This window comes from Neobacillus niacini (genome assembly GCF_031456445.1).
GTDB classification, from domain to species: Bacteria; Bacillota; Bacilli; order Bacillales; family Cytobacillaceae; genus Neobacillus; species Neobacillus niacini_I.
This window is the reverse complement of the sequence record NZ_JAVDUQ010000041.1, coordinates 15,308-29,235: the sequence shown is the minus strand read 5'-3', so window position 1 is coordinate 29,235 and position 13,928 is coordinate 15,308. Positions and strand designations below refer to the sequence as shown.

General features: G+C 37.2%; 14 protein-coding genes and 1 pseudogene. 3 read left to right on the top strand and 12 right to left on the bottom strand.

What is annotated here, in order from left to right; translation table 11 throughout:
• The 10 genes from J2Y67_RS24030 to J2Y67_RS23985 form a co-directional block, all read right to left on the bottom strand.
• A complete protein-coding gene (locus J2Y67_RS24030; protein ID WP_310178043.1) occupies nt 1–576 on the bottom strand; it encodes a LysE family translocator in 576 nt (191 codons plus the stop codon).
• A gap of 104 nt (nt 577–680) precedes the next feature.
• On the bottom strand, nt 681–1,460 hold the full coding sequence (locus J2Y67_RS24025) for a PhzF family phenazine biosynthesis protein (RefSeq protein ID WP_310178040.1): 780 nt from the start codon (nt 1,458–1,460) through the stop codon (nt 681–683).
• A gap of 63 nt (nt 1,461–1,523) precedes the next feature.
• Nucleotides 1,524–2,360: a 3-methyl-2-oxobutanoate hydroxymethyltransferase gene (gene panB / locus J2Y67_RS24020; protein ID WP_310178039.1), complete on the bottom strand. Its 837-nt coding sequence runs from the start codon at nt 2,358–2,360 to the stop codon at nt 1,524–1,526.
• 659 nt (nt 2,361–3,019) lie between these two features.
• On the bottom strand, nt 3,020–3,913 hold the full coding sequence (locus J2Y67_RS24015) for a DMT family transporter (RefSeq protein ID WP_310178037.1): 894 nt from the start codon (nt 3,911–3,913) through the stop codon (nt 3,020–3,022).
• A 196-nt stretch (nt 3,914–4,109) separates the two neighbouring features.
• Nucleotides 4,110–4,295: a family 1 glycosylhydrolase gene (locus J2Y67_RS24010; RefSeq protein WP_396954135.1), complete on the bottom strand. Its 186-nt coding sequence runs from the start codon at nt 4,293–4,295 to the stop codon at nt 4,110–4,112.
• A 30-nt stretch (nt 4,296–4,325) separates the two neighbouring features.
• Nucleotides 4,326–5,303, bottom strand: coding sequence for a ring-cleaving dioxygenase (locus J2Y67_RS24005; RefSeq protein ID WP_310178036.1), 978 nt, complete (start codon nt 5,301–5,303; stop codon nt 4,326–4,328).
• A 26-nt stretch (nt 5,304–5,329) separates the two neighbouring features.
• A complete protein-coding gene (locus J2Y67_RS24000; RefSeq protein WP_310178035.1) occupies nt 5,330–6,298 on the bottom strand; it encodes a ring-cleaving dioxygenase in 969 nt (322 codons plus the stop codon).
• Between the two features lie 66 nt (nt 6,299–6,364).
• Entirely contained in the window at nt 6,365–6,763 is a 399-nt protein-coding gene (locus J2Y67_RS23995) for a DoxX family protein (RefSeq protein WP_310178034.1), read from the bottom strand.
• Nucleotides 6,764–7,132: 369 nt separating this feature from the next.
• Complete coding sequence (locus J2Y67_RS23990; protein ID WP_310178032.1) at nt 7,133–8,305, bottom strand: MFS transporter; 1,173 nt, start codon at nt 8,303–8,305, stop codon at nt 7,133–7,135.
• Nucleotides 8,306–8,466: 161 nt separating this feature from the next.
• A complete protein-coding gene (locus J2Y67_RS23985; RefSeq protein WP_310178030.1) occupies nt 8,467–8,883 on the bottom strand; it encodes a MerR family transcriptional regulator in 417 nt (138 codons plus the stop codon).
• 266 nt (nt 8,884–9,149) lie between these two features.
• Between J2Y67_RS23985 and J2Y67_RS23980 the strand changes: the two genes are divergently transcribed.
• On the top strand, nt 9,150–10,190 hold the full coding sequence (locus J2Y67_RS23980) for an NAD(P)-dependent alcohol dehydrogenase (protein WP_310178084.1): 1,041 nt from the start codon (nt 9,150–9,152) through the stop codon (nt 10,188–10,190).
• A gap of 172 nt (nt 10,191–10,362) precedes the next feature.
• Here the strand turns inward: J2Y67_RS23980 and J2Y67_RS23975 are convergent, their stop codons facing one another.
• Both J2Y67_RS23975 and J2Y67_RS23970 read right to left on the bottom strand, forming a co-directional pair.
• A complete protein-coding gene (locus tag J2Y67_RS23975) occupies nt 10,363–10,665 on the bottom strand; it encodes a right-handed parallel beta-helix repeat-containing protein (protein ID WP_310178027.1) in 303 nt (100 codons plus the stop codon).
• Nucleotides 10,666–10,672: 7 nt separating this feature from the next.
• Nucleotides 10,673–10,972, bottom strand: a pseudogene (locus tag J2Y67_RS23970) (right-handed parallel beta-helix repeat-containing protein); the annotation flags it as partial.
• 550 nt (nt 10,973–11,522) lie between these two features.
• Here J2Y67_RS23970 and pdxR point away from each other — a divergent pair.
• Nucleotides 11,523–12,980 carry a MocR-like pyridoxine biosynthesis transcription factor PdxR gene (pdxR, locus tag J2Y67_RS23965; RefSeq protein WP_463675872.1) on the top strand — a complete coding sequence of 486 codons (1,458 nt, stop codon included), beginning with the start codon at nt 11,523–11,525 and terminating at the stop codon, nt 12,978–12,980.
• Nucleotides 12,981–12,984: 4 nt separating this feature from the next.
• The gene (locus tag J2Y67_RS23960; RefSeq protein ID WP_310178023.1) at nt 12,985–13,908 is read left to right on the top strand and encodes a D-alanine--D-alanine ligase; all 924 of its coding nucleotides are present in this window, start codon (nt 12,985–12,987) and stop codon (nt 13,906–13,908) included.
• Nucleotides 13,909–13,928 lie beyond the last annotated feature (20 nt).

The following is a 13,928-nucleotide window of genomic DNA, read 5'->3' as shown; positions in this document are numbered from 1 at the left end:
CTACAACCATATCATTATTCCAGAATAAGCTAAAAACAAAGCCATTAATATATTAACAATCTTACTATGATTCTGTAAAAACTTCTTAAAGATTGAACCAAAAAGAACCCATGTAATAAATGCCAAGAATCCAATAAGCGTTATGGTGAAAACACTTATAGTCACCGCAGGCATTGCGGTATAGTGCGGCATAATAAAGCTAGGAATGACAGTCATGGTAAAAAGGAGCACCTTTGGATTTAAAAACTGCATAAGGAAACCTGATTTAAAGGTACCAGATTGGTTTACCGTTGGTTTTGATGTATCCGCTTTGTAGATTTGATAAGCAAGATAGAACATATAAAAACTTCCGATGATCTGCATTACAATCAAAATTTTAGGTATGATCGTTATCAGCAACGTATTCAACATAGCGGAAATAACTAGTAATATACCAAATGCAATCGTTGCTCCGTAGGTATATTCCAGTGCCTTCTTCGTCCCCAAATGATGCACGGTGGATAATATGACGATATTAGTTGGCCCTTGTGTAAAAGTAACAATAATACAGTAAATTAAAAAAGATGTAATATTCATGAGGAAAAACTCCTTTCAAGTATTCTCATGTAATAATACATCTTCAAATTAAATGCCTATAGTATATTATTGCAGGATTATTCGGTAAAGTTTACTCTACAATCTTACCCAATATATATATCTGCTATTGAATAGAGTGCTGCTTTCCCAGCCAGCATGACTCGTGTATCTTCCTGCTTACAATAAAGCGTACCGCCTCTATTGGATAACTGTCTTGCTACCATTTCACGTTTCTCTAATCTGTCTGCCCAAAATGGAATTAATCCGCAGTGGGCAGAGCCGCATACTGGATCCTCATTTACTTTTAATTTTGGAAAAAATGCTCTTGAAACAAAATCATAATTACTTCCTTTGGCAGTAACAATTACTCCAAGACCCTCTGGCAGCTTTTCTAGTTTTGAAAAGTCAGGACTTATATTTTTTACCGCTTCTTCTGATTCTAATACAAGTAGTAAATCTCTATTCAGATAAGTTTCTACCGGTGTGGTTCCCAAAGCATCAATCATTTGTTCAGTAAGAGGTATCTCCTTTGATGAAACAGTTGGGAAATCCAGTTCATATAAATCGTCTCTTCTATTTACATAAAGTGCCCCGCTCATCGTCTCGAATTGGATGGTTTCTAATTGCTTTTCAAAGTAGTTCATAATGACAAAAGCCGTTGCTAATGTTGCATGACCACAAAGGTTGATTTCTCCTCCTGGTGTAAACCATCTAAGCTTATAGTTTTCCGCACCTTTTACTGCAAATGCCGTTTCAGAAAGGTTATTTTCAATCGCAATCTTTTGCATGATCTCATCAGGAAGCCATTCCTTCATAATACAAACCCCAGCGGGATTTCCCTCAAACACTTTTTCAGCAAAAGCATCAACAACAAAATATTTCATAATTTTTCCTCCTAGATTAATGACTTTTATGTGAATCCTGCCTTTTAGCAAGTTGTAATTAATTTATTGCTTGCCTCCATAAAGACTTCTCAGTTCCTCTTCCTTTATCGTAAAAGAATGTTTCTCTTCAGGAAAACGTTTTTTCTTCACATCAGCAGTATAAGCTTGAATTGATTCCAATATAATCGAATTCAATGAATGATATTGTTTGACAAACTTAGGGACCCGTTCAACGCCATAGCCTAAAATGTCATGATAGACGAGCACTTGGCTATCCACATCCAATCCAGCACCGATTCCAATCACCGGAATCGAAAGTGCCTTGGTTACTTCTACAGCTAGTTGTCTTGGAACACATTCCAGAAGAAGCGCAAATGCCCCTGCCAATTCACATTTTTTAGCATCTTCCAGCAATTTTTTAGCTGATGACGCCTCTTTACCCTGAACCTTATATCCACCTAGAACTCCGACAGATTGCGGTGTTAGCCCAAGGTGGGAGCAGACAGGAATGCCTGCCCTTGTTAAGGCGGCGATATGGTCTATGACTTTATCGCCGCCTTCAAGCTTTACAGCATGGGCACCGGTTTCATGAATTAATCTCCCCGCATTGATTAATGTATCTCTAATGGATAAATGATAGGTTAAAAACGGCATATCCGTAATGATTAAGGTATCCTTTGCTCCTCGTTTAACAGCTTTTGTGTGATGAATCATGTCATCAAGTGTAACTGGGATTGTTGATTCGTAACCTAGGACCACCATTCCAAGCGAATCCCCAACCAAAATGACGTCAACGCCCCCCTGTTCTGCGAGTTTTGCAGAAGGATAGTCATAGGCTGTTAACATGACAATCTTTTCATTGCTTTGCTTCATCTTCAAGAAATCTGTAGTTTTTTTCATCATATTCCCTCCTTTAATTTGGGGAGAGGTTAAACAATTCGAAGAGCTAATAAAAAAATCCTTCTGAAGGCAGAAGATCTAAAATACTCTTTTACATGTTCCATTCCTCTGTCCCGGTCCGGCAATCGGATCTAGGCAGAAATCATTTATTTTATGTAAGTTGCCATCAAGGTGCAGTTCTCACAGATACTGCCCAAGCAAATTATATCTCTTAAAATTTAATTGTTTATAGTATATTATTGCAGGATTATATAAAACTGCTGAAAAGTTAACTCTACACATTTAGCCTTAAGAGGTTCAGCCTTTTTCAGTTTTTATTTTCATAGGAGTTGAATGACAAAAGAGGACAGAAATTCTGTCCTCCTGCTTTTACTAACAGGTTCTGTTTTAGGGTGCAAAACAAGAAATAAATATCAAATTAGGCTCTAATTTATCAATTAAATAAGTAAAATAAGCGGAGATTTTTCGGTTAGATGCAGAATGAAGCTCGTTTCGGGGTATATAAGGGGAGGTTTTCCGGTTATGCAAAGGAAAATCTCCCCTTTTAGAATTTTTCGAGTCAATAGGCGGATTCTCTCCGCCTATTGAAGCTATTTTTAATAATAATTACTAAATAAGCGGAATTTTTCCGTCTATTTATCAGATCGGGCGCTTAACCTTTACATCGGTTTTTTCTTTTGTAAGGTAACGATCACGACACCTATCATAATGATGAAACCACCAATAAAAAAGTTCACGTCTAATTTTTCTTTTAACAAAAGCCATCCTAAAAAAGAACCTACAAGTGGTTGGAAAAAGAAAAACAATGAGCCGATTCCAGCATCCATTAAATCCATACCTTTATTCCAAAGAAAAAATGCTCCAGCAGTTGAAACTACTCCAAGATAAATAACTCCTAAAATGATTAGAATGTTTTGATAATATACATCATTCGCTTGAAGTTCCCATATCATTGCCGGTGTAGTAAAAATAAGTGCAAATAATACAGCATAAGTCGTTATTGTTAAGGAAGAAAGACGTTTAGAAGCAACCTTTACATAGACTGATAATAACGCCCAAGTGACTGCGGCTCCCACCAATATGATACTTCCTGTTAAGTAAGTTCCAACCTTTGTATCCCAACCAATTACAATAACAACTCCAAATGTAGCTAATAAAACAGAAATAATCTTTCTAACGGTCAGTTTTTCCTTTAATATAAATTGTGCAAAGACCACAATAAAAGCTGGTGTAGCGGATGTAATCAAAGCTCCAGTGTGTGCATCAGATAATTTTGTGCCAATGAATTGGAAAGCAATTGATACGAAGTACCCTATAAAACCAATCCAAGCTAATAGGAACCAATCACTTTTCTTAATAACGGTGCGATTACCATTTTTTATTTGAGTCATTTTTAATACAATATACAAAAAAACAAACGCTATAACATACCGTACCCATACCAGGGTTAACGGTGGAATATAATCTAATACATATTTACTGATTACATACATACCGCCCCACATACTTGCGGCTAAAGATAAACAGATTGCTCCAATTAAATTTTGCTTCATTATAATACCTCCGTCTTTTTAAAAGGGAATTTAAATGAACTTTCCCTAAGACGAGGCATGACTTTAATCGTAACAATTCATCCCTCGACTTAGGAATGAATAGCTGGTTGGTCATTTTCAAAAACATCTAAATATAATCTCATTACTTAATCCCCCTTGTTTATATTTTCTTAATTTTAACATAATTCCATATTGGTTATAAAATAAAAAAAGAGCTATCTTTAGTAGCTCTTAAAAAGTAATGAAAAATTCGATTAAAGCTTCTCACCATTTGTTGCAAAAACGTTTTATACCAATAAAATGACTTTTTCTTCTTGCGTTCTAATGTTCCAGAGCCATAATCGTCCTTATCTACATAAATAAAGTCATAACGCTTACTCATCTCACCAGTTGATGCGCTATATTTTTCCTTTTATTCTTTGATGAATTCTTCTGTACTTCTTACTGTATCAATTGGGCGAACTAATTTTTCTATTTCTGCACGTTTAGGCTCTAAGAATGGTGGTAAAGATAATTTTTCCCCAAGCGTTTCATAAGGTTCGTCACCCATAAAACCAGGACCATCTGTAGCGAACTCAAATAATATTTGCGGTGCCACTCTTGCGTACAATGACTCAAAAAAGTGACGATTTACATAACCAGATGTATGGAATCCAAAACTATTCATTCGTTCAATCCATTCTTCTAAAACAGAGCGATCTTCTACACGGAATGCCGCATGATGAACCGTACCAAATCCTTGCCGGGCTTCAGGAAGAATCGCATTATACTCTACAATAACAGAGGCACCATTTCCGCCATCCCCCACTTCAAATAAATGGAATGACCCTTCCTTATCTGTCTCTTTAAATAATAGAACTTTTTCCATCATTTCTTTAAAGTAATCAAATTTCGCAATACGAACAAAGACAGGTCCTAAACCAGTAATCGCATATTCTAATGGAATTGGACCTTTCTGCCAAGGTGTCCCGGATTCCACCCCTTTATTGAATTCGTCTGAAATCAATTGATAGTTTTGATCATCAAAATCAACGAAAGAAAGAGTTTTCTTGCCAAATTGCTCCTTAATACCAGTATGCTTTACTTCTAGGCGCTCAAAACGTTTTACCCAATAGTCTAGTGCAGCATCACTTGGTACACGGAACGAAGTCTTTGAAATTTCGTTTGTACCATGTACACCTTTCGGAATGCCAGGGAAGTCAAAGAAAGTCATGTCTGTGCCTGCACTGCCTTTATCATCTGCAAAGAATAAATGATAGGTTTGAATATCATCTTGATTTACGGTTTTTTTAACTAAGCGCATACCTAAAACATACGTGAAAAATTCATAGTTCTTTTCCGCACTGCTTGTAATCGCTGTTACATGGTGTATTCCTTTTATATGGTTCATTATATATTCCTCCTAGAAAATCAGATTTAATTTAAAATTAATGGACGTAATTTTTCTTCAATCTCTTTTCGTTTTGGTTCCAAAAATGGTGGAAGTGCCAGTGTTTCTCCCATTGTTTCCATTGGTTCATCTGTCGCAAATCCTGGTTTATCCGTTGATAATTCAAACAATATGCCGTTTGGTTCCCTGAAATATAATGCCTTAAAGTAATACCGTTCCACTTTCCCTGAATTCGGTAACCGGTACTCTTTTAAACGCTCTGCCCATTGTTCATATTCTTCCTCATTAGGAACACGAAAGGCAACATGGTGAACACCTCCGCGACCTAAGCGAACTCTTGGCAAATCGGTCCTTGTTTCAATATGAACTTCCGCACCACTGCCGCCTTCGCCCGTTGCATAAATCAAGATATCAGGATAATCCCCCTCAAGTGATGGATAGGAACCGACAAATCGAAAACCCATTACTTCTGTTAAAACACCGATCGTTGGTTCTGCAATGGAGACTGTAAGAGTTACAGGTCCTAAACCAATAATGGCATGTTCCAATGGAATGTCATCCCTTTGCCAAGGAACCCCTGCTCGCACACCTTTTTCATCGTTATCGGCTACAAGGATTAAACGAGTCCCCTCGAAATCTCTGAAAGCCAATGTATCACGATTTGCTCTTTTTTGAATATCATCATGTTCAACCTCGTATTGTTTAAAACGATCTTTCCAAAATAACAATGAATCCGAATTTTTCACCCTTAGTGATACAGTAGAAATATCTGATGTTCCCCTGTATGTTTTTCCAAGATGAGGAATGTCAAAGAACGTCACGTCAGTCCCTGGGGTTCCTTCCGCGTCAGCATAGAAAAGATGATAAGATTCTGTATTATCTTGATTGACGGTTTTCTTTACCAATCTCATTCCTAAAATTTTTGTATAAAATTCATAATTTTTTTCCGCTTTTCCTGTTAATATTGATACATGATGTAGTCCTAAAAGTTCCATCTCCTAATCACTCCTGTCACAAGATTAATTACGTTCTTTTGTTCGCTTATAATGAGTAAAAGTACTTTAGAATAAAAATGCATCTAAAGCATATTGGCCAGGACCCACTAAAGCTATACCGATTGCCACTGCAAGCAAAGTTAAGTTATACTCATAACCATTTGATGTTGCCCATATTCCGTTTGCACCATGCACTTTCGCGATCGCCATTACCATTGTTCCCGCAATCATAATTCCTGCAAGTGGTGTTAATAATCCCAAAGCAAACAATGTACCCCCAACAAGTTCTGCTAATCCTGCAAATAGAGCCATGGTTATCCCGGGCTTCATGCCAATGGATTCAAACCATCCACCGGTTCCTTTCAATCCATATCCACCGAACCAACCAAACAATTTCTGAGCACCGTGTCCCATGAACAATACTCCAATTACCAGACGAATGATTAATAATCCAATATTTATCATCTTTATTTCCTCCTTGTATTTTATCTCGAATTCGAGATATAATTCTAAAAAAAATTGCGCTTATTCAATCAGAATTGCTTTAAATTTTTACATTAATATCCGAAAGGGCAAATATTGCATTTCCCATTCAGTAATTTCATCCCCCCTTAATAAATCTTGAATTTAATTATCTTGAATATGAGATAATAATAATACTTATAAATTTTTTTGTCAATAACCTTTTATTTTTAAGGCTCTAATATTATTCATTGTTGATAAAAGAAATACACCATAGGCGGGCGGAATCCTCCTATGGTGAGTGAAGTGAATATCTTTTTATCATTAAGCTTATTTTATTAGAAAGAACAAGGATCCCCTTAAAGAATATTCCTAGCAAGAAAGTTGTTGCTCAGGAGTATACATGTAGTTTCTAATTAAAATAGTTACCAAACTTAGGATCAATGATAGGATACCGACCAATACGACATATTGTGTACCCATTCCTGATATAAATACCCCGCCTGCTGCTGCACCTAATGTTGTTCCTACGTTACAGGCTGATATAAATAAGCCATTGGCAAAATCAGGTGCTTCGGGAGCTGAAGACGCAATCAAATATTGATTAATATTTGCCATTATTCCTCCAGCCAATATTCCCCAAATTAAAGTTATTATTGCCATAGGTATCATAAACTGTCCTGTGAAGAAAAAAATGATGTAAACAGCACCCAATAACACAGGAAAAGATACTACAGATTTGGTGGCACTATGCGTAAGCAACTTTCCTGCAACAATGTTTCCAATCATATTGGCTCCACCGAAGATGAATAACGTTAAACTTATGGTATTCGGAGACATATTCGTTACAGTTTTTAGATATTCAGCAAGATAACTATAAACGCCAAAGATTGCTGAGTTTAACAAAATGACGGTAACAATGGAAAGCCATATAATAGGTTTTTTCAATACGGAAAGTTGTGTTCCATAAGAAAGTCTTTCTTCCACTGGCATAGTTGGTACAAAAATCAATGTAGCAATCAATACAACAAGATTAACAATAGCAAAGAATGCCATCGCCATTTCATACGAAACGGCACTATCAATAAAACTTGCGATCGGTACGCCGGCTACCATACCAGTAGATACGCCTATAAATACTTTAGAAACAGCTTTTGGAGCCTCTTCTTTACTTACCGAGGAAGCAGCTACTGTAAATGCCAAAGAACAATAAATTGGATGAAAAAAGGCTGGAATGATACGCGCAATTAATAGAATGGTAAAGTTAGATGTGAATATGGATACAATGTTTCCCAAAACGAAAACACCTAATACAAGTAGCATGACCTTCTTACGATTGATCCCGGAAAACAATAACGGCATCGTTGGTCCGGATACAGCAATAGTCAGAGCAAAAAGACTCACAAGCAATGCTGCTTTTGATATGCTGACATGAAAGTGATCAGCAATAGAAGGCAATAACCCAATAACCCCCATTTCGGTATTTAAGATGCCGAATACTCCTATAGTTAATATGAAAATCAACAAATGATTTCGTTTAGTCAAAAAAACAACTCCTTTAATTATAATAAGCATTAAATATAGGAGTAAGTATAAACGTTAGAGTTAACTCTAAATCAAGGAGAATGTTCATGAAACATTTTTTGACAAACAGAGCCACCAGTACTTCATATAGACATGTATGAAATACTGGTGGCTCTCCTCTGTTAATTAGGATTGGAAACCTCTATTTTATCATTTTTATGAATATCTTCTGTTCCGGCATCCACTGCAGTCTTATAATATAAGCATTTATGCTCGATGACTTCCATGGTTTTTTTTAGTTCTTCCATTTGTGCTTCTACATTCGCTTTTCGCTCCAGAAACATTTCATATCTTCGTTGCAAGGTGGAGTCCCCTTCAGAACACCAATCAATGAAATTTTTAATTTCCTTAATAGGCATCCCGGTGGATTTCAGACATTCAATTACTTTTAAAGCACCGATATCGGATTCTTTAAACAATCGTGTTCCGCTGGGTGTCCGTTCTACAAAAGGCATAAGTCCCTCCTTGTCGTAGTAACGCAAAGTATATACTGTAAGATTCAATTCTTTTGCAACTTCGCTGATCGAATATGTCTTCATCATCTATCTCCTACTCTTTATGATATAGATTTCGAGTTAACTCTATGTTTCGATAGCATCCTATCATGCTGTATGCAAAATGTCAAAGCTTAACAAAATCATTTTGTGGAATTCTGCTTATAATCTTATCGCTTGACCTAGAGTTAACTATAGGGATTATTCTAGTTTTTGCAAGAGAAAATAGAGAGAAAAGAATCAAGGGGAAATTATACAATTATACCTGGAACAAGCGCATTCTCTTGAAAAAATTATTGGAGGTTTTATTCATGATAACTGCAAAAGCACGAGCTGTCGATGGTCCAGACAAACCGTTTCGAGTGGCTGAAATTAAAAGACGCGATCTTGATTCGCATGATGTTCTGATTGAAATTAAATATGCCGGCATCTGCCATTCTGATATCCATACTGCTCACGGTGAATGGGGTCCCGTGAACTATCCACTCGTCCCTGGCCACGAGATTGCAGGAATTGTTACAGATGTAGGAACAGAAGTCTCGAAGTACAAGGTCGGTGACCGCGTTGGGGTCGGATGTATGGTTGACTCCTGTGGCGATTGTGAGAACTGCCGTGAAGGAGAAGAACAATACTGTCTCAAAGGAAATGTCCCTACCTACGCTGGTGTCGACAAATACGGCGAGCCTACTCAAGGTGGCTATTCTACCCACATTGTTGTAACGGAGGACTTCGTAGTCAGAATTCCTGATAGCATAGAGCTTGACGCCGCAGCACCATTACTTTGCGCTGGGATTACAACCTTTTCGCCACTACACCATTGGGGAGCTGGCCCAGGTAAGAAAGTAGCAGTTGTTGGTATGGGCGGTCTTGGTCATATGGCTGTCCAAATTGCACATGCCTTGGGTGCCGAGGTAACCGTTCTGTCACAAACATTGAAGAAAAAGGACGATGGTCTGGCATTAGGCGCAGATCATTACTATGCTACAAGTGACCCGGAAACGTTCGAGATAATGGCCGGAACCTTTGACTTAATGATTAACACGGTCAGTGCGAAGATTGATTTGGATGCCTATTTAGGTCTGCTCACTCTTGATGGTACTCTGGTAAACGTTGGTGCTCCTGCAGAACCGTTGTCATTAAACGTATTTAATTTAATCGGTCATCGCCGTACATTTGCAGGTTCAATGATTGGAGGCATCCGGGAGACTCAGGAGATGTTAGACTTCTGTGCAGAACATAACATTGCTCCTAAGATCGAAGTCATTTCAGCCGATCAAATTGACGAAGCGTACGAACGCGTATTAGCTTCAGATGTGAAGTATCGATTCGTGATTGACATCAGCACAATGTGAGTTGCGTAAATGATAAAATCTAATGGTAATTTCGAGGGTGTCCAAAAAGCCTAGCTTTTGGGGCACCTTTTTATATAGGGGTGCTTCAAAGGATTCTGATGTATATTCCCAAAACCAGAGGGACGGTTCCTCTGGTCTTAACTCTTGTGTATTTTCCCCTTCTTACTTCCCACTATTGTATTTTTACCAATCTTGTTTGAGCTTGAATGGATTGATAAAGAAATTCCATATTTCCACTATACTTTATCGTGTTTGACAATACTGTACTATGATTAGAATAGGAACTGATGGATACACCGTTTTCAGATGAACGGTAAATGTTACTTTTGGTAATTAGTGCAGAAGAATGGGAATACACTTGGATGCCGTGTTTTTTTGACTTATCCAGTTTGTTTTGGTCCACTGTGTTTTTTGTTGAATAATACTTAATCGCAATTCCAGAACTTCCTGAAGAATAAATTTTATTTTTAATCATTTTATTATCACTCTAAGCAAATCCCTTTTAAAGATGTGTTTATGGTATTATTCTTGATATTATTCATCACGGAACCTCCACTGACACCAATTCCGTATTGACTACTATCAGAAATCTCATTATGATCAACCGTAATTCTGGATGAATTAGAACCAATTGAAATCCCGTTTCTCCCGCTACCTTTAATTGTGTTTTGAATTAAATTGCTAGAATTAGAATACCAGCTAATACTGATCCCGTTTTCCTTGCTTTTACTAATTTTGTTCCCCGACATTCTTGCAGCCGAGTGGTCATAAATAAAGACCCCATTTTTAGTACTTAAAGAAAAATATTATCATTAACCGTATTTCTTGTTGAAAATTCACATATGTAAATGCCATTTTGCCCTGAAGAAGTAATCTCATTTTGATTCAATTGATTCTCTTGAGAATAATCATTAATCAGATACCCGAGCCCTTTAAAGAGCTAATCTTATTGCTCAAAATTTTATTCTCATTTGCATATTCGAGAAAAATACCATCTGGCTTATGTGAATTATTACGATCCTGCTTAATACTATTGTAGATAATCAGAAAAAATAAGGACCCGTTTTAGGTCCTTTCATTGAGTTCATTAGCAATTAAGATATTAAATTAATTTTTAGAATAAATTTCAGTGAACAACACATTACGTTTTTGACATTTTACATAAGGAATAAATCCTAATCCGTCACCTTCGCACCTATAATTTTTCCAGATTTTATCCAAAGATTCTAAATGGTATCATTATAGTTCCACACCCTACCACAAGACCGTAAAAATACATAATGTGTGGACCTTTTGGAAAAGGTGCTGATATGTAAAAATGTTAGCAAGGGGATGAATCCAGTGTTTAACGATTTTAAGCTAACGGAAGGCCGTCCAGTATATATTCAACTTAAGGAATATTTAAAAAGAATGATCACCAACGGGTATTTGCTAGAGCACCAAAAGCTTCCATCCACTCGTGAACTTAGCACTTTATTATCCATCAGCCGAAACACCGTTTTAACGGCTTATGCGGATTTGGAACAAGAAGGCATGATCTATGCGATAAAAGGAAAAGGAAACTTTGTAAGTCATGTTGAGACCTTCAAATCCCCATCCATCCAGTTGAATTGGACTGAAAAAATCAATGAGCAAACCTTTTTGGTGGAAGAATTGGACCTCATGAAGCATGGAGTGCGCTGGAATAAAGAAATGATCTCATTTACTAGTATCGCACCCGATGAAAAGCTTTTCGATGTAGAAAATTTTAAAAGGGCTTTTTTAAATCGGATGTCCATGGAAGGAGACATTGTTCTTAACTATGGATATGCAAAGGGCTATAAACCACTTATCGAATACCTGCTTCACTACATGGAAATTAAAGGGGTAGACATTAGAAATAAAGATGTTTTAATTACCAATGGCTTCACGGAAGGACTGGATCTCCTTTTATCCTCTTTAAATAAAAAGAACGGCCGTGTTATTTGTGAAAATCCAACCCATCATTCTGCCCTTAAGCTCTTTCGATTACATGGCTTTGAAATCGATGGAATTGAAATGGAGAATGACGGTGTCAATGTGAGGAAGCTAGAAACAAATTTATCAAAAAAGGAATATGATTTTGCCTACTTCATTCCCTCTTATCATAATCCAACTGGAATCGTAACATCCTCTGAAAAAAGGAAGGAAATCATGGAGCTGTTTTCCGCCTATCGGCTTCCGATCGTTGAAGATGGATTTAATGAAGAATTACGTTACTCAGGGTCACATTTGGCACCCTTGGCTGCCTTTGCCGGACTTGGCAATCATGTCATTTATATTAGCAGCTTCTCTAAAATTCTTTTTCCTGGCTTACGGGTTGGGTGGATTTTAGCAGACAAAGAGTTGATTTATTACTTGGAAAGTATGAAGAGAGCTCGAACGATTCATACGTCTACTTTAGACCAAGCGGTGTTATATCAATATTTGAATGATGGTTACTTTGAGAAGTATATAAAAAAAGCGAAATCAGTCTATAAGAAAAAGTATGAATTAGCTGTTCATTATTGTAAGCAATTCATTCCTTTTAAACGAATAACGGGTGACGGTGGACTCCACCTTTTTATAGAACTAGAAAACAACATTAATTCACGGGTGCTTTTAGAAAAATGTTATCAAAACGGAGTTGTTTTTTCTCCAGGCGATGTTTTTTACACGGACAGTAGTGGAAGGCATACGTTACGATTGGGATTTTCTCGGCTGAAAGAAAAAGAGATTATTCAAGGAATTAAGATCATCGGTGACACGATAAAAAATCATTATGGAGGCTAAAAAAATGAGAGTTGGCGTCATTATGGGAGGGGTTTCTTCCGAGAAGCAAGTTTCGCTCATGACAGGTGAAGAAATGATGGTGCATTTAGATAAAAATAAATATGAAATTGTACCGATTCAACTTGATCACAAAGAAGATTTAGTGGAAAAGGCGAAAAATCTTGACGTTGCCCTGCTGGCGCTGCATGGCAAGTACGGTGAGGACGGCACCATTCAAGGTACCCTTGAAACCCTTGGAATTCCTTATACAGGGAGCAGCGTACTATCCAGCAGCTTATGCATGGATAAGAATATCTCGAAAAAAATCATCCGTTATGAAGGGGTGCAAACACCGGATTGGATTCACCTTACGAACATGGAAGAACTTAATATGGCTGAACTAGACAAGATGGGTTACCCATTAGTTGTGAAACCTAATTCAGGTGGTTCGAGTGTAGGAGTAAAAATTGTTTATGACCAAGACACGATCAAGTCTGCGATTGCGGAAGTATTCAAATGGGATACCGAAGTGGTCATCGAAAAGTGTATAAAGGGCGAGGAAATCACTTGTTCTATATTGGATGGAAAGCTTTTACCGGTGATTTCCATTCGTCATAAGGGAGAGTTTTTTGATTATACCTCGAAATATAATGATGTGGCTACCATTGAAGAGGTGATCCAGCTCCCACCCGAAACACAAACCCTAGTCTCTCTTGCTGCAATGACTTGCTATAAATCATTGAAATGTAGTGTTTATGCCCGAATCGACATGATGATTCAAAACGGGATCCCTTATGTGTTGGAAGTTAATACATTACCTGGGATGACGAAAAATAGCCTGCTTCCAAAAAGCGCACAATCAGCGGGTATCCCTTATCATAAGCTACTTGACCTGATCATTGAAAATTCACTTAAAGTGAGAGCAATGGAAGGTATTATAAAGAGATGATAAACATTGACTAGAAATTC